This window comes from Geoglobus acetivorans, from assembly GCF_039641995.1.
GTDB lineage: Archaea > Halobacteriota > Archaeoglobi > Archaeoglobales > Archaeoglobaceae > Geoglobus > Geoglobus acetivorans.
In genome coordinates this window covers 1,255,374-1,280,807 of the sequence record NZ_CP087714.1, presented here as the reverse complement: position 1 = coordinate 1,280,807, position 25,434 = coordinate 1,255,374, and the positions used below count along the sequence as shown (strand labels likewise).

The 25,434-nt window shown below is 47.8% G+C and carries 22 protein-coding genes and 1 tRNA gene; 10 read left to right on the top strand and 13 right to left on the bottom strand.

What is annotated here, in order from left to right:
- Positions 1-107 precede the first annotated feature (107 nt).
- Both glnA and LPQ35_RS07485 read left to right on the top strand, forming a co-directional pair.
- On the top strand, positions 108-1,553 hold the full coding sequence (gene glnA, locus LPQ35_RS07490; RefSeq protein ID WP_193808242.1) for a type I glutamate--ammonia ligase: 1,446 nt from the start codon (positions 108-110) through the stop codon (positions 1,551-1,553).
- A 135-nt stretch (positions 1,554-1,688) separates the two neighbouring features.
- Positions 1,689-2,000, top strand: coding sequence for a hypothetical protein (locus LPQ35_RS07485; protein ID WP_193808241.1), 312 nt, complete (start codon positions 1,689-1,691; stop codon positions 1,998-2,000).
- Here the strand turns inward: LPQ35_RS07485 and LPQ35_RS07480 are convergent.
- The 3 genes from LPQ35_RS07480 to gatB are packed head-to-tail and all read right to left on the bottom strand — an operon-like array spanning position 1,993 to position 4,872.
- The gene (locus LPQ35_RS07480; RefSeq protein WP_193808240.1) at positions 1,993-2,961 is read right to left on the bottom strand and encodes a hypothetical protein; all 969 of its coding nucleotides are present in this window, start codon (positions 2,959-2,961) and stop codon (positions 1,993-1,995) included. The two genes, LPQ35_RS07485 and LPQ35_RS07480, sit on opposite strands and share 8 nt — an antisense overlap.
- 34 nt (positions 2,962-2,995) lie before the next feature.
- Complete coding sequence (locus LPQ35_RS07475) at positions 2,996-3,451, bottom strand: pantetheine-phosphate adenylyltransferase (protein WP_193808239.1); 456 nt, start codon at positions 3,449-3,451, stop codon at positions 2,996-2,998.
- Positions 3,448-4,872 carry an Asp-tRNA(Asn)/Glu-tRNA(Gln) amidotransferase subunit GatB gene (gatB, locus tag LPQ35_RS07470; RefSeq protein WP_193808238.1) on the bottom strand — a complete coding sequence of 475 codons (1,425 nt, stop codon included), beginning with the start codon at positions 4,870-4,872 and terminating at the stop codon, positions 3,448-3,450. Before gatB ends, LPQ35_RS07475 begins: the two co-directional genes overlap by 4 nt.
- Before the next feature lie 247 nt (positions 4,873-5,119).
- Between gatB and ppcA the strand changes: the two genes are divergently transcribed.
- The 6 genes from ppcA (at position 5,120) to LPQ35_RS07440 (ending at position 10,028) form a co-directional block, all read left to right on the top strand.
- Positions 5,120-6,544, top strand: coding sequence for a phosphoenolpyruvate carboxylase (gene ppcA / locus LPQ35_RS07465; protein WP_193808237.1), 1,425 nt, complete (start codon positions 5,120-5,122; stop codon positions 6,542-6,544).
- Positions 6,545-6,585: 41 nt separating this feature from the next.
- Positions 6,586-6,657: transfer RNA gene (locus tag LPQ35_RS07460), tRNA-Cys, on the top strand.
- Positions 6,658-6,914: 257 nt separating this feature from the next.
- Positions 6,915-7,064 carry a hypothetical protein gene (locus tag LPQ35_RS07455; RefSeq protein WP_193808236.1) on the top strand — a complete coding sequence of 50 codons (150 nt, stop codon included), beginning with the start codon at positions 6,915-6,917 and terminating at the stop codon, positions 7,062-7,064.
- An 89-nt stretch (positions 7,065-7,153) separates the two neighbouring features.
- Positions 7,154-7,792, top strand: coding sequence for an SAP domain-containing protein (locus tag LPQ35_RS07450; protein WP_193808235.1), 639 nt, complete (start codon positions 7,154-7,156; stop codon positions 7,790-7,792).
- 83 nt (positions 7,793-7,875) lie between these two features.
- Entirely contained in the window at positions 7,876-8,757 is an 882-nt protein-coding gene (locus LPQ35_RS07445) for a hypothetical protein (protein ID WP_193808234.1), read from the top strand.
- A gap of 641 nt (positions 8,758-9,398) precedes the next feature.
- Positions 9,399-10,028, top strand: coding sequence for a hypothetical protein (locus LPQ35_RS07440; RefSeq protein WP_346297604.1), 630 nt, complete (start codon positions 9,399-9,401; stop codon positions 10,026-10,028).
- 19 nt (positions 10,029-10,047) lie between these two features.
- Here the strand turns inward: LPQ35_RS07440 and LPQ35_RS07435 are convergent, their stop codons facing one another.
- The 3 genes from LPQ35_RS07435 to LPQ35_RS07425 form a co-directional block, all read right to left on the bottom strand.
- Positions 10,048-10,941: a glycyl-radical enzyme activating protein gene (locus LPQ35_RS07435; RefSeq protein ID WP_193808233.1), complete on the bottom strand. Its 894-nt coding sequence runs from the start codon at positions 10,939-10,941 to the stop codon at positions 10,048-10,050.
- 2 nt (positions 10,942-10,943) lie between these two features.
- A complete protein-coding gene (locus tag LPQ35_RS07430; protein ID WP_193808232.1) occupies positions 10,944-13,271 on the bottom strand; it encodes a formate C-acetyltransferase/glycerol dehydratase family glycyl radical enzyme in 2,328 nt (775 codons plus the stop codon).
- 100 nt (positions 13,272-13,371) lie between these two features.
- On the bottom strand, positions 13,372-13,620 hold the full coding sequence (locus LPQ35_RS07425) for a hypothetical protein (protein ID WP_193808231.1): 249 nt from the start codon (positions 13,618-13,620) through the stop codon (positions 13,372-13,374).
- Between the two features lie 91 nt (positions 13,621-13,711).
- On the opposite strand from LPQ35_RS07425, the gene LPQ35_RS07420 reads away from it, so the two are divergent.
- Both LPQ35_RS07420 and LPQ35_RS07415 read left to right on the top strand, forming a co-directional pair.
- Complete coding sequence (locus tag LPQ35_RS07420; RefSeq protein WP_193808230.1) at positions 13,712-14,443, top strand: histone deacetylase family protein; 732 nt, start codon at positions 13,712-13,714, stop codon at positions 14,441-14,443.
- Positions 14,444-14,560: 117 nt separating this feature from the next.
- Positions 14,561-16,657 carry an ATP-binding protein gene (locus LPQ35_RS07415; protein ID WP_193808229.1) on the top strand — a complete coding sequence of 699 codons (2,097 nt, stop codon included), beginning with the start codon at positions 14,561-14,563 and terminating at the stop codon, positions 16,655-16,657.
- On the opposite strand, the gene LPQ35_RS07410 is transcribed toward LPQ35_RS07415, so the two are convergent.
- The 7 genes from LPQ35_RS07410 to lysS form a co-directional block, all read right to left on the bottom strand.
- Entirely contained in the window at positions 16,658-18,874 is a 2,217-nt protein-coding gene (locus LPQ35_RS07410; protein ID WP_193808228.1) for an amino acid permease, read from the bottom strand. It abuts the gene before it with no gap.
- A gap of 112 nt (positions 18,875-18,986) precedes the next feature.
- Positions 18,987-20,636, bottom strand: coding sequence for an arginine--tRNA ligase (gene argS / locus LPQ35_RS07405; protein ID WP_193808227.1), 1,650 nt, complete (start codon positions 20,634-20,636; stop codon positions 18,987-18,989).
- On the bottom strand, positions 20,636-21,859 hold the full coding sequence (gene prf1 / locus LPQ35_RS07400) for a peptide chain release factor aRF-1 (protein ID WP_193808226.1): 1,224 nt from the start codon (positions 21,857-21,859) through the stop codon (positions 20,636-20,638). Before prf1 ends, argS begins: the two co-directional genes overlap by 1 nt.
- 10 nt (positions 21,860-21,869) lie before the next feature.
- The gene (gene uppS / locus LPQ35_RS07395) at positions 21,870-22,631 is read right to left on the bottom strand and encodes a polyprenyl diphosphate synthase (RefSeq protein WP_193808225.1); all 762 of its coding nucleotides are present in this window, start codon (positions 22,629-22,631) and stop codon (positions 21,870-21,872) included.
- The gene (locus LPQ35_RS07390) at positions 22,612-22,920 is read right to left on the bottom strand and encodes a DUF2551 domain-containing protein (protein WP_193808224.1); all 309 of its coding nucleotides are present in this window, start codon (positions 22,918-22,920) and stop codon (positions 22,612-22,614) included. The genes uppS and LPQ35_RS07390 overlap by 20 nt, the downstream gene beginning before the upstream one ends.
- 4 nt (positions 22,921-22,924) lie before the next feature.
- Positions 22,925-23,917, bottom strand: coding sequence for a radical SAM protein (locus LPQ35_RS07385; RefSeq protein ID WP_193808223.1), 993 nt, complete (start codon positions 23,915-23,917; stop codon positions 22,925-22,927).
- Positions 23,914-25,413: a lysine--tRNA ligase gene (gene lysS / locus LPQ35_RS07380; protein WP_193808222.1), complete on the bottom strand. Its 1,500-nt coding sequence runs from the start codon at positions 25,411-25,413 to the stop codon at positions 23,914-23,916. The genes LPQ35_RS07385 and lysS overlap by 4 nt, the downstream gene beginning before the upstream one ends.
- Between the last annotated feature and the right edge of the window lie 21 nt (positions 25,414-25,434).

Sequence of the window (25,434 nt, the reverse complement as noted above, 5' to 3'; positions counted from 1 at the left end):
ACCCTCTCTCTAAAAAAGCTGGTGAAAAATTTTAATCTAATTCAAAGTTTTAGAAAAATTTATATGCCAACTAACGGTTAGCTGCTAAAAAACTTTAAGGTGGTCAAATGGATGTGGAACAGGCAAAGAAAATTCTGCAGGAGAATGAGATAAAACAGGTACTGTGTGCATTTGCAGACGTCAGGGGATATCTGCAGACGTTTAGCATTCCTGCAAGAAAGTTTATTGAAGGTGGAGCTTTTGAGGGCATCGGATTTGATGGTTCATCAATAAGAGGTTTCAAATCAATCAACGAGAGCGACATGGTCTGGGTACCAGATGTTTCAACCCTGAAAATTGTTCCGTGGGAGACCGACCCGGTTCAGAAGACAGCAATAATGTTTGGAGACGTTTATGAGGCATGGGGCAGTGCGCAGAGCGACGCAGATCCAAGAGGATACGTTGCAAAAAGAATGGAAAAGAAGCTTGCAGACTTGGGACTTTCAGCCATTTTTGGCCCAGAAATCGAGTTCTTTCTGTTTGAAAACGTCGATCCGACAAAGCTCATCTATGATCTCTGGGTGTCCCCCAACGGAGGGACAGGAGACAGCTGGGGGCCACCGAGGGTGATGCCGGAAAGCCCCGAGCTGGCCTCCGGGGGATTCATAATAAGACCGAAAGAAGGTTACTTCAGGCCCCCACCTGAGGATACAACCGTCACATACAGAAACGAGCTTGTAGATATCCTTGAAAAACTCGACGTGATGGTCGAATACCACCACCATGAGGTTGCAACTGCCGGACAGGTTGAACTCGACTTCGAGCCAAAAACAATGGTGGATGTCGGTGATGCATTCTACCTCTACAAGTTTGCCGCTAAGAACCTCGCCGCAATGTACGGAATGATCGCCACATTCATGCCGAAGCCTCTGTACCTGGACAACGCAAGCGGAATGCACGTCCACCAGAGCCTCTGGGAGGGCGAGCCGTTCAGCGGCAAGAACATATTCGCAGATCCTGACGACGAGTACATGCTCAGCCAGAAGGCCAGATACTACATCGGAGGTCTGCTTGAGCATGCAAAGGCACTCACAGCCCTGACAGCACCAACGGTAAACAGCTACAAGAGACTCGTGCCCGGATTTGAAGCGCCGATTTACATCTGCTGGAGCCCGAGAAACAGAAGTGCTCTGATAAGAGTGCCAATGTACCACAAGAAACCTTCCGCAATCAGAGCCGAGTACAGAGGTGTTGATCCGAGCACCAACCCGTATCTCTCCCTGCCCGCAATGGTCGCAGCGGGTCTCGATGGTATCAAGAAGAAGATCGAACCCGGAGATCCGATAATGGAGGACGTTTACGAACTCAGCCCGGCAAGGAAGAGAGAGCTTGGAATTGGAGAGCTTCCAACAACACTGAGAGATGCAATCGACCACCTCGCAACCGACGAGGTCATTCAGGATGTCCTCGGTACACACATCTTCGATGCATTCATGGAGATAAAGATCGACGAGTGGAACCAGTACTGCCTGTACATAACTCCGTGGGAGTTCATGAAATACCTCGACATTTAATAAAATTTCAAAATTTTTTTCATTTGCATAGCATAGCGAAACAAAAGCAATTCTGCGAAATTTTTTGCTTAAAATCCATAAAATACCACAAATAATAAATAAGATCTTTTACAAATTAATACTGAGGTGATAGAGATGGGTGTTCACAGAATTACGAGCGAGGCTGCCAAGTATTATGCCATGAGAGAAAGAATCCTTGGCAGCGGAATTTCGCTTCTCGGTGCAGCAAGCGAAAAGGTACAGGAACTCGATAAGGATACTCTTGAAAAGCTGGGCGATGTTGCAGCCTTCCTTCTGCCACACAGCCCGGGATACGCAGGCAAGTTCACAGCAGTCATAGCGAGACTCTTCTGGGCTCTCGCCGGTGTGGAAGAGAAAGAATTTAAATTCATAGAACTCGACGATCTCGAAAAAATGATAGAAGAACTTAAAGAAAAAATCAGCTAAAATATTTTTTTAACTCCTCTGCAGTCTCTTCTGGAAGTCTGTTTGAGTAAGTTTCATCATATACCTTTGTTATTGCAAAAATGTCGTTCCAGTAGTACTTATCCATGACGCTCCTCGCAACAATGTCAAACTGAGACGCCAGATATTCCTCAGTTCTGAACGAAGCAAAGAGCCCGAAATTGAACGCATTGTACCCCTTCTCTCCATAATACTTCAGCACCTTCACGATACCCTCTGAAAGCTCCGAAAAGTCTTCTTCGTCAATCTCTTCAAATCCCTTGGTCATGAAGGCGCTCACATGCTCAAATCCCCTTGGAGAGAACGGAGCGTACCATTTCCATGCGCCTTCAAAAATTCTGAGATTTTCGGCATTTTCCCAGAAGACTTTCCAGAAGTTTGCGTTGTTTTCACTGTAAAACTTCTCTGCGCAGTCTCTTACCCTCCCCTGATAATCCATAAGCACCTCAGTTACAAGAACCTGAATGTGTGGGTGTGTCAGACTGCTCCCGGCAGATTTCATGTAGTTCATCGTTACCGACACGAAATCCGGTTCAAGTTTGGCCATGTACTCCTGAGTCAGCAGGAATGCATCTGTGAAAAGCTCAGGTCTGAACTCCCCTATGGGTATATAATGGGCCTTGGACAGCCTGACAACCAGTGAATTTCTGGCATACGGAGAGATGTTCGCCATGAGAATGGCTTCACCCCTTTTCATCAGCTCTCCTTTAGCGACTTTAACATCCCTGCATCCAACCTTGTATATGTTCTCCTCACAGAACGGGCACCATTCATTGCTGAAATCCGGTAATTCCGGCTCTGTCGAAAACGGAAGTGGTTTGGTGATTATTCTCGAAGGTTTTCCGGTAAGCAGGTCAAACCTCACCTCAACATCGACGGTCTCAATCTCGTTTGTCATCGGATTGAGGAACTCCGCCTTCTCAACAACAGTTCTGAACTCCATGATAGTAAATTGAACAGGAATTATAATAGTTTTCCTAAATCAGCCTGCCGTATCTGTCAATGATGCCTTTTTTTATCCTCGTAGCAGAGATGGGTTTATCATCGTCAGCAAGAACGAAATCAACTCTAACTATCTTGATCTCACTCTTCCCCATCTCCCTTCTTTTCTCGTTTATTATCTTAGCCATCTCACACGTCTCGGGAGAGACAACAAGATACTCAAAATCATAATCGAGAGTTTTGCCGTAAGGAGTCGTGATCTCAACAACATGCGGATCAAAGCCATATTTTCTCCTGACATACCACCTGACGTTTTCAGCCCTGATGACGAAGGGCAAAACACTCCGGATTCTCTGTCTTGCCATTTTATCGCTGGTAACTCCAATCGTAATATCCTCTCCTCCAAGCTCTACAGCCTTGTCAATCAGCCTCTTGTGTCCTTCGTGGAGAGGTTCAAACGTGCCTCCAACAGCAACCCTGAATCTCTTCATTGCATTTCCTCCAGCAGTTCCCTGATTCTTCTTGCAGTCTCTTCTGGGTCTGCCCTGCCCCTCGTAACCTTCATGACATAGCCAACAAGGAAGTTTGCAGCCTGTTTCTTTCCGGCCATGTAGTCCTCCACCGCCTTCGGATTTTTCTCTATGGCCTCTCTGCACAGCCTTTCTATTTCTTCCCGAGGGATGGAGAACAGCCCTCTTTTCTCGATGATTTCTCTTACACTGCCACCCTCATCAAGCTTTGCCCTTATTACCTCTACAACACTTTTTTCAGTTATCTCACCCTTCAGGAAGTAGTCAAGCAGCTCCACCAGTTCATCAGAAGACAACCTTCTCTCGCCCTCTGCAAATGACATATCCCTGTAATTCAGCTCACCCCTCAGCACGTCAACTATCCAGCTTGCAGACACCTTTGGATCTATTTTCTCCGCAACCCTCTCGAAGTAATCTGCCATTTTCGGATCCAGAACAAGGATCTTGGCCTTCTCCAGACCCAGGCCGTACTGCTCCATCAACCTGTCCCTCTTCTCCCATGGCATTTCAGGCAGGGTTGCTCTGACTTCGTCGATGAATTCATGGGTGTAAACCGGAACGAGGTCCGGTTCGGGGAAATAGCGGTAATCCTGTTCTTCCTCCTTACTCCTCAAAGAGACGGTTATGTTGTTCGCCTCGTCGAAATGCCTTGTCTCTCTCTTAACCGCCCTACCCCGCCTTATCAGATTTCTCTGACGGGTTATCTCATAGGTTAATGCCTTTTCGACCCCTTTGAAGCTTGAGATGTTCTTGATCTCAACTCTCCCTCCGCCGGCGATACTTATGTTGGCATCGACCCTCATCGAACCCTCGAGGTTTCCGTCAAAAACGTCCAGGTATTCCAGAATTATCCTCAGATTGTTCAGAAAAGCCCTTGCTTCCTTTGGTGAGTTCAAAACTGGCTCAGTTACGATTTCAAGGAGGGGGGCTCCGCTTCTGTTGTAGTCAATGAGGCTGTATTTTGAGGTTGTGATAGATCCCTTATAGCTGAGCTTACCCGGATCCTCCTCCATGTGAATCCTCTTGAGCGTTACCCTCTTTTCTCCTCCATCCGTCTCTATCGTCACATAGCCCCCCCAGGCAAGGGGCATGTCGTACTGGCTGATCTGGAAGCCCTTGGGCAGATCCGGATAGAAATAGTTCTTCCTGTCGAACCTCATTACAGGATTTATGCTGGCATCGAGAGCAAGCGCAACCTTTATTGCCGCTTTCACGGCCTCCTCATTCAAAACCGGCATTGCGCCTGGAAGGCCCAGGCATACGGGGCAGACATGAGTGTTTGGTTCCTTACCATGATAATCGAGAGGACATGAGCAGAACAGCTTGGTGTTTAATCTGTTGAGCTGAACGTGAACTTCCAGTCCGATGACCACATCATCCATGATTCGGGTCTCGGAAAAAAGGAATATATCTTTTTTGATTACCCGTCAAACCCTTCGACAGAAGAGCTGCGACGATGACTTCATCCCGCCTGGACGTGTCTGTGAGCTCCAGACGCCCCGCCATCAGTTTACGAAACCCAGCAGCAGAGATGCCATCGAAAAATGAAGGATTGACTTTAGGTTGAGAATCCCGAAAGGTGTACCGGCTACGTAAATATTTAAATACACTCGTATGCCAACGTATATCATGCACATTCCGAGGGTCATGAGCACCCAGCATCCAGACAATGTGGAGATGCCGTTCTTTGCGAAGCAGAACTATTTTGACGGAGAGGATGAGATAAAAGAAGCATATTACGTGTTCTCCCATCTCGGAATCGAGGAGCAGATGTGGGATTTCGAAGGAAAGGAGGTCGACGACTTCGTGGTCAAGAAGCTCCTGAGCACATACCCGGAGTTCTTCAGCGAGAAGGTTATCGGCCTAGAAGTGCGGATCACTCCGAGAGTGCCCAACCCGGAAGTTGAAAGGGATGAGGCAAAGCTTCTTGCCGAAACGCTCGAAATGATTCCCAGGAGCTTTGATTACGCCAGAAAGTTCTATGACGATCCGACACCACCCATATTCGAGATAATCGTCCCCATGGTTACCAAGTCAGAGGAGCTTGAGAGAATTTACCTGTTCTACAGGGATTTCGTTGCCGGAAAGTCAAAGCTAACACTTGCAGATGGGACAAGAGTTGGAGACTGGCTGGGGGAGTTCGAGCCAGAAACCATTGGAATAATTCCCCTGTTCGAAGACATCCCGGGAATGCTTAAATGCGACGCAGTGGTGAGGGAATTTGCCGATGGCAGGTTTGACGAGATGAGAGTATTCCTTGCGAGATCTGATCCTGCGTTAAACTACGGCTTCATACCGGCAACGCTTGCGGCAAAAATTGCTCTTCAGAGACTTTATGATCTGGAAATTGACGTCTACCCGATCATAGGGGTTGGCTGTCCGCCGTTCAGGGGGTCGTTTGACCCGGAGAACATGCACGCTCTCGAAGAATACCCATCGGTGCAAACATTCACAGCACAGTCGGCCTTCAAGTACGACTACGACTTCAACACCGTCTTCAGTGCCGTGATGAGCCTCAAAGAGAGCATGCCCGGAAAACCAGATCGCATAGAGACCAGCAAGGACACAATTGACAGGCTGAGCGGAGAGTACAGAAAGAGGATTCCCGCAATTGCTGAATTCGTCAACGAGGTGGGGAAGTTCGTTCCAAAGAGGAGAATGAGAAAGCTCCACATAGGTCTTTTCGGGTACTCAAGAGGAGACAGAATAAGGCTCCCGAGAGCGATAACCTTCTGCGCGGTGATGTACTCCATAGGATTCCCACCAGAGCTAATAGGCATTTCCGCATTGGGCGATAAGGATTACGAGAATGTGTGCGAGTCCATCCCCACACTCGAAAGTCAGATGGAGTTCGTTCTCTCCCACTACAATCCTGAAAGTCTGAAGATCGTTCCGTTTGAAGACGACATAAAAAGAGCGAGGGAGCTGTTCGACTTTGAACCGCGTGAAGACTACCTCATGGCCACCAGCAGAACCATAAACTCCATCAGGAAACAGAACGGAATTAGCGATGCGATAATCGAAACTGGAAAGCTCAGAAGGTTTCTCGGCTGACCAAAATTTTTAAATAAACGTTCCATGTCAGTGTTGTGTAGGCCAGGGTGGCAGAGGGGCTATGCGGCGGACTGCAGATCCGCTTTACCCCGGTTCGAATCCGGGCCCTGGCTCTCTTACCTCAAGTTCGGATCCTTACCCTCAAGAAGACCGAGTACCTCTGACTTTTTTGTCATGATGACTTCAACTGAGGGGTTCAATTTCTTATTTTCCGCGGGAGGACGGTGACTATGGATTTTCACCCACACCATAAACTATCCAAGGCCCTTCAAAGTGTGTTCTTTTCCAAAATCAAATTTTAACGATTGTGTTGACTGGTTTATAAAAAATGAGTTTATAGAAGAAGCTATTGGTAAATACACGGAAAGGCATGAACAGGAAAGGATATATCCTAACGCCAACCGGAAAGCGCATACTGGAGCTGTTGGAGGGGATAGAAAGAGTTTACAAGGAAGGTGTTTCTGAAGAGAAGAAGTTTGAGAGAGAAGCTGAAGAATTTTTACGCCCGGACAAGAAGTAAGTTAATCGTGTTAGAACTAATCAGTAACTTTTAAGTAAGGTTTCAACCATAAACAGATAATACTTTACATTTATGTAGAGGTGTGACCGATGGCCAGACTGACCCGCAAAAATGCAGCAGAAATCCTATCACAATTGAAAAAAGATCAGCTGAAGGAAATCTCACGAATTTTCGGTCTGCCAGTCTCCGGGAACAAAGACGAGCTGATCAGCCTGATTGTTTCAAGTACCAGACCGTCTGACTTGGCCAAGGTTCTCGAATCGGAGATCGGGCCAAAAGAAAAGAAAAAAGACGTTAGGCCTAAGACAGAGGCAAAACAGAAGAAGCGTGAGCAGGATGTTGACGCTTCAAAGGTTTTCAGAGAGATCGTCAAGCTTTTGAGGAAAATCACACCGCCCAAGGTAAAGAACGAAGACGAACTCGAACTATACGTTCTCGGACTCCTGCAGGGGAAGTTTGAGAACAAGAAAATAGAGGTGGTGCCGCAGACGATAGCAGTCTCAAAAGGGAAAACGACGCAACCAGATATCGTCGTTGGAGGTGCTGTGGCGGTTGAGCTGAAGTACATACGGGGCTCAGGTGATGCTGATCGCGGCATCGGTCAAGCGACGAAATACGCCAGCATGTACCCCTACGTTGTGCTCTACTACTACGACCCACAGAAAAGGAGTCACCACAGCAATTCCGCTTTGGCCAAAAACATTGAGCTGATTGTTTATCCAAAGTAATGGGGTGTCTGTAACCTCGAAGAGAGTCTACAAAGAAAGGGGTGGAAGAAAAGGGATAAGTTTTTGAAGACGGGGGATCGAGGATGGCTGAGTTGCCATTGTCTGATAAGTTATTGCCTACTAATAAGTTAAATGACAATGACAAAATGATTTTGGCTGATATAATCTACGAGTGTTTCACAGATTACTGTTACATAACTGACAGAGGTTTTGTGTCGATTGCAAGACGCTCTATGAAAAAAATAGTAGAACCGACTGGACGACGACGAGAAACAATATACAATGCTTTAATTAGTGCTTCAGATCAGCAAATCTTGAGATTTATAAGAGCACTCATACAAGAAGCAATCCGAAGACCTGAATGTAAAAATAAAATAAAGGACATTATAGACGAATTTAATGTATTTCTCACCGAAAAATTTGGATTAATAATAAATGAAAACGGTGAACTTCTTAGAGCTACAACCAAAACTCAAGAGCAAATCTCAATCTTCAATTTGCCACAAGAGACTAAATGCATACTAGTCGATCCGATTTTCCACGGTCGAGGTTTTCAAGTTGAAAAAGACTTATGCTTCGTGCTTATTCCCTTTAAGACTCAGTTTTATAGGATATTTGAAAATATTATAAAACTAGCTCTGGAAGAAGTGGGCTTTAAAGTTGTAAAAGCTGACGACATTTTCGAGCCAGGACCTGTGATCGAACAAATTTGGGAGTATATAAACAAAGCCGAAATAATTTTGGCTGATGTAACTGGAAGAAATCCAAACGTATTCTACGAATTAGGGATTGCGCACACATTGGGGAAAAATGTCATAATTATAACGCAGAGTGAAGACGATGTTCCATTCGATTTAAGGCATCTTAGATATTTCAAGTATGAAGATAACGAAAAAGGTTGGGAAAAATTAAAGGAGACTCTAAAAAAGGTTGTAACAGAAATTCAAAAGGAAGTGGGCAGTTGAGGGGATATTGTTCCTAAACAAAGAGAGACTCCATCCGAATAGTGGTTGGATAGACTTCAAACTCTAAATGGCTATAATGAAGAGACTAAGAAATTTACGAGAGATTAGGACTGACCCACATTCCTCCACAACTTTTTTTCGTCTCTTCCTGAGATATCATAGCGAGAGCAAAAACTCCACGACCCTTCAGGGCCGAGAGCGGCAGTCCCATCTCGATCCTGTCAATGATTGAGTAGTAGTACTTACCCGTACGTGAGGTGTCCAGCAGTTCTCACTGATCAGCTTGGCCATGTCGAGCATGAGGAACGGGGTGTCATCTCTTCCTCCCTTCCCCTCTCGCATACCTTGATGAAAACATGGCCCGGCTTCTTGCTTGAGCAACTCCAATCTAAGTCCCCTGATCCAACCCAGACATCTCTCCGCTATCTTTATGACCTTGTCCACCCATATTGGTAAGTCTTGCGAAACCGTCTAACCTCAACGAGAAGTCTAATTGTGAAATCAATGTCAGATGAATTTACTTCAGGTTCAGCCCTCATTTCACCAACAGTACACAACTTCCTCCAATTCAAATAATGGCGAAAGGATATATACTTCCAGAATCAGATTGAGAATATCCCAAGCAACCAGGAGATGGTAGTTTGAACAAAGAGAAAGAAATATTCTGTTTTTCAGCAAGGAAACTTCAAAAACTCCACATGGATGCTGAAGACCTGTGGAGAGTGCCAGCAAAGAGCGGCTGGCAGAAGTCGCCTGTCAGTCCCATGGATGTTTTGAGGCTATTCAGCAAACTGAAAATAAAAAGAGGTTATGAGCTTATTGCCTACATGTTCAGGAAGGGGTTGCAGGGAAAGGGCGTGGTCTGGGCTGTCCCTGAAGGACATTTTCCAGAAGTCGAGGAGTGCATGAAGCTTGACGAAGTCGGCACACCAAAGCCCGAAAAAGCACTTCCGCCTTCGAGGGTTCTCGACGGAGATCGCTCTCCAGAATCGTACATTCAGGCATCGATTTTTTTGCGGGAGATGGACGAGTTTGGTGCGCTCTGGTATGAACTGAAATGGGGGTTGCATGAGATAATTGACGAGGTGCCCGAAGAATTTCATCTTCCGGAAACACTGGACGTCAGACCCAGGACTGTTTTTGAGAATGATACCATCACGGAGTTCTTTACGCTTGAACTCCTGGAAAAAAGGATTTACAGACATTCCGACACGTTTGAAGGATACTCTCTGAAAAACCAGATCGACGAAAAATACGGGAGTGGGTGGTAAAGCCTGCACTGGCCATCCATCAAAAGTAACCTCCCACACTCACATCAATCCCGGCCTCTCTCAGCATTTCCACGAACTTTCTGTAATCGGGCCCGTTCCCAACCTCGAAGAACTCCCTGTCGAGCCACCTGTACTTGTCCCTCGAAAGTGAGTGGTAGGGCAGCACATCCACCCTCTCAGCATCAAGCCTCAGCAGCAAATTGAGAAAGCCGTTAAAGTCTTCAGGGCTCTGAAAGTTGTATGAGGGGATGAATGGAACCCTGATCACAACATCTGATGTGAGAAGAAGCCTCCTCAGATTGTCCAGAATGATCTCGTTCCCCACGCCCGTAAGCCGTCTGTGTCTCTGGCTGTCATAATCCTTGAGGTCGTAAAGAAAGAGGTCAACGAGTTCGAGAGTTGCATCGATGCTTTTCCAGGGCGCGTGTCCCGATGTATCGACGGCGGTGCTTATTCCCTCATCTCTGCACAGCCTGAGCATCTCCAGAAGAAAACCGGGCTGGGAGTATGGCTCCCCTCCAGAAAAGGTAACACCTCCTCCGGAATTCCTGTAAAAAACAGTATCCTTCCTGACCTCTTCCAGAACCTCAGACGGCTCAGCATCCTGCCCGTAGAGGAACAGGGCCCCATTTCTGCACGCTTTCACACACTCGCCACAGCCGTTGCAGGAGTTTCTGTCCACCTCTACTCTCAAAGAGGTCGGCCTTACCGCGCCCACAGGGCATGCGGCCACGCATCTGTGGCATGAGGTGCACCTCTCGCTCTTGTAGGCCAGCTCAGCCTCGAACCTCTGCGATTCCGGATTGTGGCACCACACACAGCGGAGAGGGCAGCCCTTGAGAAAGACAGTCGTCCTTATACCGGGGCCATCGTGGATGGAGAACCTCTGGATTCTGAATATTCTTCCCTTCATGCTCACAGCCTGCAGGAGATCCTTGCGATCAGTTCGTCCTGAACGTTTCTCGAAAGCTCCACGAAGTAAGCACTCCAACCTGCAACCCTGACGAGCAGCCACCTGTACTTCTCAGGCTCCTCCTGAGCCTTCCTCAGCACGTTTTCGTTAAGAACGTTGAACTGGATGTGCATTCCTCCGAGCTCGACGAAGCTCCTGATTAGTGCCCTGATCACACCCTCTCCCTTGCTCCCGAGGATTCCGGAGTCAAGGTTGACCGTAAAAGATGCCCCGTTCGAGAGCTTCTCGTAGTTGATCTTGCTCGCGGACTTTATCGCCGCCGTCACACCCTCCCTGTCCATTCCCGTTGATGGAGCTACTCCGCTGTTCAGGCTCGTTCCCTGCTTCCTGCCCGATGGCAGTGCAGAGGTCATGAAACCGAAGGCCACGTTTGTGGTCATCGGATAGCAGCCAGCGGTGAACCTCCCGCCCCTGAAGTTTCTGTACCTTGCAACCTCATCGCAGTACATCTCAAGAACCATCCTCGCGTACCTGTCAGCCTCGCCATCATTCCCATACTTGGGAGCGCTGAGCAGGATTGATTGCAGCTCCTCATACCCATCAAAGTCGCTCCTGCATGCCTCTATGATTTCCTCAAGCGTGTAGCCCTTCTTCAGCGCATGCTCTATTGCAGCAAGAGAGTCAGCAACATCCGCAATGCCCACAGCCTGAATTCCGGTGAAGTTGTACTTCGCCCCTCCCTCGGTTACATCCATACCCCTCTCAAAGCAGTCCTCTACGCAGAGGGAGAGCAGGGGTGTCGGCTTCACGCAGGCGTTCGCATACTCAAGAATGTTAGAGCCTGTAACGACAAGCCCCACGATGTGGGCGAGCTGCTCCCTGAATGCGGTGATCACGTCCTCAAGGGTTTTCAGGCTTCTCTCAGACTTCACGCCAAACTCGTAGCCGAAGACCATGTCCTGCCCGCTGTTGAGAGTATACTCCAGAGCCTTTGCAACGTTTATCAGCGCGGCATCGCTCGACGTGAAGGCATTTCCGAACGGTGAGATCTCCACACAGCCAACCGTGGAGTAGTTCCACGCATCGCCCTCCTCAACCCCCGCAAACCTGAGCGCTCTGAAGACTGTCTCGTCATTGAATATTCCCACGTTGTTCTTCCCCTCGGCTATGATTTCGGCAAGCTTCCTCAGAAAGTCGTCGGGAGTTTTCGAGCTTACCCTGACGTGGACGTTGGGCTGCCTCAGGGGGACTGCCTCGGTAACCTCAAGCATGAGGTATGACAGCTCGTTGGTCGCATCATTACCGCTGCTGTCCACACCGCCAATCGTCAGGGCCTGGTTCGTGGCCTGTCCGGAGAAGTAGAGCTCTAAGAGCGAGTCGAATGGGGGAACGATTTCGTTGGGCTTCACCCACAGGTTCGCGAGGATTTCGAAAGCTTCCCTTTTGCTGAGCCTCCCCTCCCTGACATCCCTCAGGTAGTATGGCAGCAGATACTGATCTATCCTGCCCATGGATATTCCCTGCTCGTAGTTCTCCTGATGGAGAGCGCACTGAACGAACCAGACGAACTGCACCGCCTCGTGGAAGCTTTCTGGCGGTTTAGCAGGAACTTTCTCGCAGATCTCCGCAACCTTCAGGAGTTCCTCTCTCCGCGACTCGTCATCCTCGTCCTCGGCCATCTTCCTCGCAAGCTCGGCATACCTTTCAGCAAATCTGATTATCCCCTCAGCAGCGATTTTTGCGGCCTCGTAAAAAACGAGCTTTCTTGCATCTTCACACCCGCTCTCCCTGATCTCGGCTATTCTCCTCTCGCTCTCCTCCACGAACCACCTGAAGCCCCTCCTGAGCAGATAGGGATAGTTCACGGCAACATGCGATATTCCGGCCAGCTCCGTGAGAACGAAGAGCGAGCCTGAAAGCATGACCTCCATTATATCCGGCATCAGCCTTGACGCGAAGGCCTCAATGTTCCTGCTCTCCCAGTACGGGGCTATTTCCTCCACAAGAACTCTCGCATCTTCCTCACTCACCATCAGCCGGTTGCTCTCCCTCTCTGGGAGGCTTTCAAGGTCGTTTATTATCCTCAGACCAACGCCTTCCGGAAAAAGAATTGCCCCAGGAGGATCGGGAAGCATCGTTCCGACAACAATCTCTCCAGGCAGAATCTGAATAGGGATGTTCTCGAGAACGTGCCTCAAAGCCTTCGCCTGCCTTACGGGCATAGGTTCCCCTTCACTCTCCTTCATGGACTCGGTGTAGAGAACAGCCCTTTCTATGCTCAATCTGGCAGGCTTCTGGACATTGGAAACAAGCACAGAAATTCGGTCCATAAAACGAGTCTCGTGAAGTGCATATTTAGAGGTTTCGCAAAAAGTGAAGAATTAATAATTAAAGTTTTCCGATCTGCAAAAAACAGGGAAAGACAAGCAATCAGTTACCGAACAGTTCTTTGATCGGGATCTCCTTTCCACAGGCGCAGCAAACAACAAATACTCCGACATTTCCTCTGTCCTTCACCTTTATATCTTCCCCGTCCCTGTAATCAAGATACCACACAACCTTTTCAAAGTCTGCCCCGCATCTCGTGCATGCAACCCCCCTCGAATTATCCCTGAACCACTTCAGAAGCTCAATAGAAGAAACCTCTTCAGAGCCGACAAGCTCTGAAAGCCAGGTCATGACCTTGAAACGTGGAGAAAGTTAGATAACACTTTCGTTTTCGTTAAGGTTATCGGGAAAGGTTTAGTAAACACAAGAGCAGATCAACATTATGAAAATCGTGTTTCACCCCGAATTTTACAGAGTCTACACTGCAGACCCCGCTGCTGAAGAGGGTAGAATGGAAGCAATAATAAGCGAACTGAAAGACTACGAGATCGTGGAGCCTGAAAAGGCTGAAAAAGAAGACATTCTTCTTGTCCACACCGAACGGCATTATGAGTGGGTCAGGAACGAAACAGGAGTTTACGATGTGGCTATACTGGCAGCGGGTGGGGCAATTCTTGCCTCGGAGATTGCATTTGAAGAGCCGGCTTTTGCCGCCGTACGCCCTCCAGGCCATCATGCAAGCCCCGACAGCTCATGGGGTTTCTGCTATTTCAACAACATTGCAATAGCAGTGAGAAAGCTCACCATCCGGGAAAAGATAGAGCGAGCAGCAGTCGTGGACTTCGACCTGCATTTTGGTGATGGAACTGCGAACACATTCAGGGATGATGAAAGGGTGAGTTACTTTCACATGAAAGGTGGAGATGTTAACGGCATTGCAGAGTTTCTTGAAAGCGCTGAATACGATATTGTTGCCGCTTCTGCCGGATTCGATCGAGCAAAAGAGGACTGGGGAGGTATTCTCGACAGGGAGGACTACACAGAGATAGGCAAAATACTGAAGGAGTATCCCGAGGATCGGTGCGATGGCAGAAGATTTGCGGTGCTTGAAGGCGGGTACAATCATGCGGTTCTCGGGAAAAACGTGAGAGCATTCCTCAGAGGTTTCGAATGAATGCAAATGCTATGAAACCGAGTCTGCCAGATTTTCGTTCATATTAATTTGGGGCTTATTATAAAATTATGCATCCACAATCGATTAATACTCCGTCCCCTCACACAGGTAGATACCATGCTGAGCAGTCCCGCAATCTGGAGAGAGTTCTTTCAGAATTACTACCAGGATGAACTTAACAAAATAGCCGGGAGAATTTCAACCGGGAGTTTTGGGGTCAGAAGCATAAACGTGGATGTCTTGTCACACCTCACAATCTTCAAGGAGGGTACTCTTGCAGAGGAGCTTTTTTCAAATCCAGACAAGGTAATCGACGATGCCAGAAGAGGAATTGAGCTTACAGACAACATTTACGATGTTAAACTCGAGAACTGCATTCCCAGATTTTTCAACCTCCCGCTCGCAAGGAGAATTCTGATAAGAGACCTGAGAGCAGAGCACATATCCAAGTTCGTGGCAATAGAGGGAATAGTGAGAAAGGTTACGGAAGTAAGGCCTAAAATCGTTGAGGCAGCATACTTCTGCGGCAACTGCGGCAAGAAGGTCAGAGTATATCAGGAAGAGGGTGTTCTGAAGCCCCCTTACGAGTGTCCAGCGTGCAAATCCAAACGCTTCACGTTTGTGCCAGAAGAGAGCGTGCTTATAGACAGCCAGAGAATAAAAATCCAGGAATATCCAGAAAATCTGAAGGGTGGAGAACAGCCGCAGAGCATCGACGTTTACCTGGAGGGAGATATTTCAGGAATCATAAACCCCGGTGACAGAGTGGTGATAAACGGCATCGTAAGGGCCAATCCGAGAGGCCAGGGGATGAAAAAGCTGACCCACATGGATCTCTTCATCGAGGGAAATTCAATAGAGATTCTGCAGCAGGAGTACGAAGAATTCGAGATAACGGAAGAGGACAAAAAGAAAATTCTGGAACTTGCTGAGGACGAGGGAATCTACAAAAAAATAGTCGGTAGTATCGCACCCTCGATTTACGGATACGAGGACATAAAGCTCGCAATAGCTCTCCAGCTTTTTGGAGGTGTGCCCAAAAGGCTCCCGGATGGAACGGAGATCAGAGGAGATATCCACATCCTCCTCGTGGGAGACCCGGGAGTTGCAAAGTCTCAGCTTTTGAGGTATGTTCACAGGATTGCGCCGAGAAGTGTTTACACCACAGGAAAGGGAACAACGACAGCCGGACTGACGGCAACTGCTGTGAGAGATGAGGTCGATGGCAGGTGGACCCTTGAAGCCGGTGCGCTCGTTCTTGCAGACAAGGGTATCGCGCTGGTGGACGAAATAGACAAGATGCGAGCTGAAGACAGAAGCGCTCTGCACGAGGCAATGGAACAGCAGACGATCAGCGTTGCAAAGGCGGGCATCAATGCCGTCCTGAAGGCAAGATGTGCCCTCCTCGGAGCTGCAAACCCAAAGTATGGTAGATTCGACAAATATCAGCCAATAGCCGAACAGATAAATCTATCTCCAACCCTCATGTCCAGATTTGACCTGACTTTCGTCCTTACAGATGACCCCGACGTCGAAAGGGACAAAGCCCTTGCCACCCACATACTGAAAACCCACAAACTCGGGGAAAAGCTCGAAAAAATGAAGAATGTTTCAAGCGAATACACAAGACAGAGTCTTGAAGCTGAGATTCAGAAGGTTACACCGGCAATAGAGCCCGATCTGCTCAGGAAATACGTTGCCTACGCCAAAAGGACAGTTTTTCCGGTATTGACAGAGGAAGCTGAGAGAAGAATAGTTGAGTTCTACGTGGGAATGAGGGGAAAAGCCAAGGAAAATTCCCCCGTTCCGATAACAGCAAGGCAGCTTGAGGCACTTATAAGGCTTGCCGAAGCATCTGCAAGAATCAGACTTTCCGACAGAGTCGAGGTAGAGGACGTTGAGAGAGTAATCAGAATAATAAGGAAGAGCCTTGAACAGATAGCAATGGATCCTGAGACAGGAGAGATCGACATAGACTATGCGTATTCCGGCACATCAAAAACACAGAGAGACAGAATAATGGTCCTGAAAAAGATAATCGAGGAGCTTGAAAAGGAGTACGAGAAGGGAGTCCCGGAGGAACAGATTTTCGATGAGGCTGAGAAGCAGGGAATAGACAAAGTCAAAACAAGAGAACTGCTGATAAAAATGAGAGAAAGAGGAGAGATATACTGCCCGAGGCCAGACCACTACAGAGTTGTCCACAATTACTGATCACTTAACGAACCTCACCCATTTTCTCGTTACGGCCACAGATCTGTCAGTGTTCTCAATTATTTTTTCGGGGAACAGACCCCTCAGAAAGTTGTACAGGAAGGTCCTCTCGCTCGCCCCTATAATTGTCAGATCAAATTTTTCAGATTCTCTGGCAATTCTCAGGGCAGGATCGCTGTCCACCACGTACTCCGTCTCAACATCTATACCCTCAAGCATTTCAACGAGCTTTTCAAACACCTTCTCCGCCTTTTTCCTCTCCTCAGCAGATCTACCAACGTGAATCAGCTTTACCATCCCGTGTCTTTCCCTCGCAATGTTTCCTGCTATTTCGCAGGCGAGTTCGACGTGCGGGCCACCGGCAGCCGGGATGAGAATCGTCTTGAAGTCGGGGACGTGCTCGCCATACTCAAAGCGGACGACGATGACGTCGCATGCAGCCTTCATCAGGACAGGGTCAATCGTGCTGCCCAGCACCGCGTCCTTTCTGAACGTCCTTCCTCTCCAGCCCATGACAATCAGATCCGCATCGACTTCCTCCGCAGCAGCTATCACAGCCTCAGCAATATTGTGTCCGACCTTAACAACCCCTCCAGAGGGTACAGTGAGGCCAGATATGAGGTTCTCAACGAGTTCCTTCGCCTCCTTAACCTCATTCCTCAGTGCAGAAGGTGGTGTCTGCATTGGAGCTTTAACAACACTCATAACGATTACAGCCCCATCCCTCTGCCTGGCGACAATCTCAGCAAACCTGACAAGCTTTTTTGCTATAACCGGATTTGCAACAGGTACAAGAATCGTAAACTCCTTTCTTTCAACGGGAGCTTCTGAGTAAACGGTAACAAGTTCCTCCTGAATTCTCTTCTCCATCTCTTTTTCAGAATATGCAAAATAAACAAATGCCCCGAGGAATATCCAGGCAAGCGTTATGGCAAATACAAGCAGGCCGTGTTCCAGCTGAGTTATCAGATAGTATGAAACCACAAGCTGGGAAACTATTGCCACAATGGACAGAACGTGGGCCAGAGGGAGTTTAAAGCTCCTCTTTATATCCGGACGTCTCAGTCTGAGAACCACGAGGGACAGGTTGACAAGGATGAACAGAATTATGAACATGAAGCTTGCAGCAGACGCCACGGTTTCAATAGGTGCCAGAGAAGAGACAGCAACAATAAGGTAGCTGAAAAATATTGCGTAATGGGGGGTTCTGGTCTTCTGATTTATGTCTGAAAAAATTCTGTGGAGGTAGCCGGTTCTGCTTAACGCAAACACGACTCTCGAGGATGAATAAATCGTTGCGTTCATGGCACTTATCGTGGAGATTATACCTCCCGCCAGAATCATGTAGCCCCCAAAGGGCATTATTCCGTCAGCAACCCTCACAAGACTGAGTTCAGCAAGCTTCCCGAGAAACATCCAGCTCGGTTCTTCTGCCTTCACAGCTCCAAGCAGAGAGAATGCAACCAGAATGTAAATTGCGACGGCAGTCCAGAGTGAGACAACTATGGCCTTCGGAATGTTCCTCTCCGGATTCTTAACCTCCTCTCCGCTCTGAACAATTATCTCAAAGCCCTCGAACGCTATGAACGTGAGACCCATGGCCGCGAGAACTCCCGACACTCCGTTAGGCATGAACGGTGTGTAAGACCCCACCCAGTCAGGGTACGTGAATGTTTTGTAAATGCCGAACAACGCGAAAACCACCAGAATCATAACCTTTAAGATGGTCACTATTCCGCCAAGCTTTCCGCTCTCTTTGGCACCCTTGTAATTGACGTAGGCAAGAAAGGTGATCATCAAAAAAGCAGAGAGTTTTGCCAGAGCTGGCCTCGGAAGGGAAATGCCTGCAAAACCAATAACAAGTTCAGCAAAGAATGCTCCAAACGTGACTGCGTAAAGAGCACAGGCGATTGTATGGGCCGCCCAGTCAACCCAGCCTGCAAGAAATCCCGGAAACTTGCCCATCGCTTCTTTTATCCAGAGGTAGCTTCCTCCAGCCTGAGGGAGAGATGAGCCGAGCTCTGCGTACGCCAGGCCTGTGAGCGTCGCAATGAGCCCGTTGAGAAGGAAAGCGAACAGTATTGCAGGCCCAGCAATTCCAGCTGCTATGCCCGTTAAAGCAAAAATACCGGCACCTATCATCCCGGCAATTCCGATCATTGTTATGTCAAAAAAAGAAAGATCTCTGCTCAGAGACACCTGAACACTCCGCTGCACAGAACCACCTGAAAGGTTTTCAAAACGCTGAGCAGATAAAGGTTTCTTTAACTGCAGTGAACCTGAAAGGAAAATGAGCTACAAAAAACAGTAAATAAAGATGGTGCAGGCTCTACATCCTTTCCAGAGCCTCAATTCCAAGAAGCTCGAGACCATTTCTCAGCACGATCCTCGTGGCATCAACAATGGCAAGCCTGTGCATCCTCAGATGACTGTCCTCAACGAGAACAGGATTTCTGTGATAGAAATCATTGAATCTCTCTGCTACATCCATAACGTACTCGGCAAACACGTTCGGCCTCAGGGTGCTGACGACCTTTTCCAGCATATACGAGAATTTCGAAAGGAGAAGAATCAGAGACCTCTCCACTTCATCCATGTGCTCATAGCTGAATTCGAGGTCAGCGTAGCCATTCTCGACTGCCTTCCGCATTATGCTGCACGCCCTTGCATGAGTGTACTGAATGTAGCTTGCGGTCTGCCTCTCAAAATCCAGAGCTTTTTTCCAGTCGAAGGTCATGGGCTTTTCCGGCGATACCCTGACGAAGTCAAACCTCAGTGCACCGACCGCCACAGCCCTTGCCACCCTTTCTTTCTCCTCCGCATCAAAATCCCTGTTGGCCAGTATCTTCTTCGCCTCAACCAGAGTCTTTTCAATAAGCTCATCCGCCGAGATGAACTTGCCCTTCCTTGTACTCATTGACCCCTCCGGCAGGGATACGAATTCAAAAAACACAGTTTCTGGAGGTTTAAGCCCGATAGCTTCAAGAACTGCTGAAAGCTGGTTTGCTATGAGCTTGTGATCCGCTCCGAGTATGTTCACAAACCTCTCATAATTTTCATTCTTCCAGAGATGGTATGCCAGGTCTCTTGTTATGTACAGAGTTGTCCCGTTTTCCCTCCTGAGTATAACATCCTTGTCAAACCCGAACTTCTTCATGTCAATGTAATGAACTCCATCATGCTCAAGCAACCCTTTTTCCTCAAGCATTTCAAAGATCCTGTCAACATAGCCATTCCTGATGAACTCTGATTCCCATACATATCCATCATGCTCAACATTGAGCGTCTCAAGCGTTTCCTTTATGCCCTCAAGAGCCTTGCTGATCACATCTCTGAACAGCCGGATTACCTCCTCATTTCCCTGTTCGTACTCAATCATCAGTTTCTCCACATCCTGATTTATGCTCTCGTCCTCCTCAGCATCTGCATTGATCCTTATGTATGCCCTTGCAACCTCGTGATCAGGTTTCCCTTCGCCGAGACCATATCGTTTAACACCCAGCACGGCCATTGCGGCCTGCCTTCCCATGTCATTAACATAATACTGGGTCACAACATCAATGCCCGCCTTTCTGAAAATTCGGGCAAGTGTGTCTCCAATTATGGAGTTTCTAATGTGTCCGATATGCAGCGGCCCATCAGGGTTCGCAGACGTGTGTTCTATAAGGACCTCTCCTCCAAGCTTCAGTCCCCCGTACTTAAAGTCTTCATCCAGCACGGCATTCACGGTATCCTCAAAAAACTCCTCGCTGGCGAAGAAGTTGATGTAACCATTGACCACCTCAATTTTACCAATGTAATCTCCAGAAAATTCAAAATCTTCCACAAGCTCCTCGGCAACTTCCTGAGGCTTTCTTTTCTGCTCTTTTGCAAGTTTAAACGCAACTGTGCTTGCAAGATCTGCATGCTCGCTTTCTCTCAGAAATTTATCTTCAATCCCGGTTGCTTTTTTAACCTCATCATAAAACAGCCTGAACATTACCATCCCTCTGGTTTGTACCTGAGAATGGCTGCAATACCACCAAATGCATTCTTAAGCATGGCCCCCTCTTCAGACTCGCCTGAAATGAATTCCACTTTAGCTCCGCTTGCCTCCGCAAGCTCGGCAAGCTCAAGAATGACGTCTTTCCTCTCGATTTCCTCCATCTTGACGTTATCCTTTTCACAGAGCATTTCCTTATCAGTATTTTCCTTTATGGTTACCTCTTTCTCCTCTCCGCAGACAGGGCATCGGTACCTGACCCTCTCATACCTCAGGTCTTCAGAAACCAGCAGAGTATCTACAGCCCCCAGGCTCAGATACTTTCTAACTTCTTCTTCACCATAAGCTGCATTCCCGTCCTTTATAACCTCCTTCATGAACCTGTTCAGCAGTTTCTTCTCCCTCATCAGGTCGAGTTCCTGCAGTGCATCGCTTGCCTTTTCCACAAGTTCGTATAGTCCGCTTTCATCGGTATAACTGACGTCAAACAGCCCGATAACCTTCTGCTGAAGCTCGTGGTGGAGGTAACCTCCCTCGTAAAACTCCTCCTTGGTTGGTGAGGGCCCTCCAATGAGAATCCCGAGCAGGTCCTCCTTGTAGGGAAGCAGAGCCTCCGTTGCCTTGTCGCCAACTCTCTTGTAGAATTCATGGATGGCTATCTCTCTGAGCCTCTCAAACCTCACACTGCTCTGACCACCCTGTCTGTGCTTTCCAGGAACGTTGGAAGTTGCGTATGCAAGAAGTTCTATTCTCTTGCCCCTGAGAACGCCCACCGCTGCCTCTCTCCTGTCCAGCACAATCAGCCCGTAAACCTTCTTCTCGGCCAGCATCTCTTTCAGAGGTTCAAGGTAGAATGTCGAGTCGCAGTGATACTTGTAGAGGGGTACAGGTTCAGGAGGTTCAATGATCTCAGTTATGTGCTTCTCCCTTCCACCTCCGAGGTCAATAACTCCGCTGATGATCACCATTCCATTCTCAGGAGGTTTTCTGTAAAGTTTCAGCCTTTGCAGTATCGCTTCGAGTCCAGCCGTTACGTGCGTCCTTGTCTGCTTGGATTTTATGTTCTGGGCCTGGCTGAGCTCATTTCTAAGCTGAGCGGAGACATCCGCAATGTTCTTATCAGGAGGAATGTAAAGGGTGATCAGTTCGGTACCTCTACCCTTAAACTTTTCAAGTTCCTCGAGTTTTCTTCTGAATTCATATTTAAGCCTGCTATCCATGACCATCACCTCACACCATTGCTTTATAATACCTCGCCCTCAAACTCTGCCAGGTTCTTATAGCTCTCAAAAGGTCTATTTTCCTGAAGGCCGGCCAGTAAACATCAACGAAATACGTTATGCTGTTGGCACACTGCCAGGGTAGGAAGTTGGAAAGCCTCTGCTCTCCCCCGGTCCTTATGAGGATATCCACGTTCTCGTAACCATTATCAGAGTAGAGGTGGTGTGATATCAACCTCTCATCTATGTCGTTCGGCTTAATTTTCCCTTCCCTGACCTTCCGGAGTATATTCCTGACCGCGTCTATTATTTCCTGCCTACCTCCATAACCGAAGGCAATATTCAGGAAAAATCGGTCATATCCTGCAGTTTTTCGCTCAACCCGCTCAATCACCTCAAGAAGGTCGTCGGGAAGCATGCCTCTGTATCCCACAACTCTTACCCTCATCCGGTTTCTGTGCGTTCTTGGGTCTTCAAGGAGTCTGTTCATTTCCTTCCTGAACAGATCAAAGATATTTCTCTTTTCCTCCTCGCTCCTCCTGAAGTTCTCGGTTGAAAAGGCGTAGAGCGTTACAACCCTGACTCCGATTTCCCTGCACCAGTCCAGAACCTTCTCGGCTTTCCTGGATCCAAAAAAATGACCCATGTGGGATGGCATGCCTCTCTTTCTGGCATACCTTCTGTTACCATCCATTATTATCGCAACATGTCTGGGAATTTCCCCCTTCCTAACATTCCTCCACAATCTAAGCTCATAGATTTTTGCTATCATACTCCATCAAAACGTTCTTAACCAAGTCAAGATACTCGCTTTTGAGACAGTACCTATTCTTTTCTCCCATCTCCACCTTTAAAATACCCAGTCTCGCACTCATGAGTCCAACCATTGCTGAAACTCCCCTCGGGTTTAACTCGAAGCCCTGATCCTTCAGCATTTCGTGTATTTCTCCAGTCGTGTATTTTCTGCCCTCAATGAGCAGTTTTATGAGGCTCTTCCTCACACCTGTCCTGTCTCTTTCCAGATACTTCCTCAAACGTCTTTCAATTTCCTCTGCCCTCAAGTCCTCACCTCAGCGGATCTTTTTCAAGTATCAACCTTTCTGCAGTGGGATACCTTTCAATAATCGACGCATAAAACCTGTCCTTCAGCTTTTCAGCCACACCGATATCAACTTCAAAGCCCTCATCAACCTCAGTAAACTGGGCATTCATGCGGATTAAGAATTTTCTGATTTCGTCTTTATCGCCTTCAACCAGCCCACATATCACCGTCCCTTCCCTTGTAACCCTGTAAAAATCGGGCATATTGAAGGCCATTCTTATCAGCCTTCGCCTGAACTGGGCTATTTCCTTGAACTTCACGCTGCAAAAGTGAAACTTATCCACTTTCCGGGCGTATTCATCAGCAACCTCTCTGCTCCCGAGAGCCTGATAGAAGTCCCCCGGTTCCCAACCCCAATCCATAAGCCTGCGGTAATTGGAATCGGAGAACTCGAGCTCATTTACGTTGAGAAACACATCATTCCCGTTCACAATTTTAACGATGACTTCATCAAATTTCAAAGCAGGGACCTCAAAGCCAGCTTCAATTCCAGATTTCTTTGCTGCTTTCAGAGGTGCTTCATACTTTCCAGCATTTTCAAGCTCTGGAGGGTGGAATCTTATTTCATCCAGCCCTTTCTCAGATAGTTTTGAAATAATGCTCTCCCGTACGGGGAGGCTTGTATACAGGTGGGTGTGCAATCCGGCATGCGAGAAGACTTCAAGAAATTCATACACTCTTTCCGGATTTGATAAAGGCTCACCTCCTGTTATCGCAACACCCTCTGCCGACATACTCAGAGCCTCATCAACGATGTCGTCAAGATTTTCCACAAAACGCTCATTCGCAAAGACCACGTCCTTCCCACGCCTGTCCTCAGATATTGGGCAGTAGAAACAGTTATGGGGGCAGCTCCCTGTTACAAACAGGACCATCTTGGCTCCTTTTCTGCAAAGCCTGCACCCCTCAGAGAGATAGGAGTAATAGCTGCCAGCTTCGATCCTTCTGAACTTCATATTTCCATAAACCTCTTTCTGACGAAATCTACTCCAAGGGAGCTCAGGAAATAGCCGGCCCTCGGACCATGCTTTGTATCGAGAATTGCCTTGTAAATCGCCTGAAAAGCTTTTGCAGGCTTTATACCGACTTTCTGAGCGACTTCATAAACCAGCTTGTGTAGTTTTTCCGCATCCATGTTATCCCCAAGAGATTCAGCAAACTCGTTCAGAAACCGCTTTTCGTCATCGCTGAACACGGATTTGATCTCATCCCTGCTCTTTTTGACAGAGAATTTGAGATTATCCGGTGCGTATTTTTCAAGCCACTTTCTTGCATACCTCAGCCTTCTTTCAACATCTCTCCTGAGGTCTTCATCAATTTTATGCCCATTTCTCTCCAGAATCTCCAATACCTTTTCCAAGTCCCATTCAGCAATCTGCCCGACAACCAAGAGATGCCTGAAGGGCACATCAGAATAAACAACATTCTCGACCAGAGAAAGCTCGACACTTCTATCTCCATGATGATAAGCATTTTCGAATTCATCCACCACATCCAGCAAACCGATGCCAGGATCGAACTCGATGTGCCTTTCAGGTTTTGACCGTATAATGATATATCTGACAATCTCTGGAGGCAGAATCTCTACCATCTCTCTGACGGGAACGACTATGCCCTTCGAACTCTTCATTGCTCCCTTGCCCTTTAGATTTATCCATTCATAGACGATGGGGAAAGGAGGTTCTATTCCAAAAATCTCCCTTGCTATTCTCTTTCCAGTATCATAACTGCCTCCAGCAGCAGCATGATCCTTTCCGAATGGTTCAACATTAATTCCGAGGATTCCCCACCTTGCAGGCCAGTCGACCCTCCAGACGAGCTTTCCCTCAGTAAGATCGCTCTCCCCCTCATGTCCGCAGCTCTTGCAGACGTAGCTCACCTTTTCTCCGTCGAAACCCGTAACTCTTGTGGAATTCAGCCTGCCACAGTTTTTGCAGACAGGCATGAACGGGCTCCAGCCCTCCTCAACATCTCTGCCCGACACTTCTTTCAGGATTCCTGCAATTTCGTCTTTCTTTTCAAGAGCGATCCTCGTTTTTTCTGCGTACTCTCCGCTTTCATACATCTCATGAGCTTTTTTCAACGTTACAGGAATGCCGAGAATATCGAGAGACTCGAGGAACGGTTGAAGAAAATGCTCTGCATAATTCCCGTGACAGCCCTCCGGATCGGGGATCCTGCTCAGGGGCATTCCCACGTAATTCTCATACTCTTCAGGAAGGAAGGGGTATCTCTTCCTCAGAGGATCAAACGTGTCAGCAATGTAAACAATCTCAGCCTTACCCCCCTTTTCGTCTATCGCCCTCCTTATTGCATCTGCCGTGAGCATCTCTCTCAGATTTCCGAGGTGAATGTGACCGCTGGGAGTTATTCCGGTGGCTATCCTCACACTATCCTTTTCAGATAGAATCCTATCAGCAATAACATCAGCCCAGTGAATTATATCGCTCATCGCTTTTCAGCCGAAGAGAGG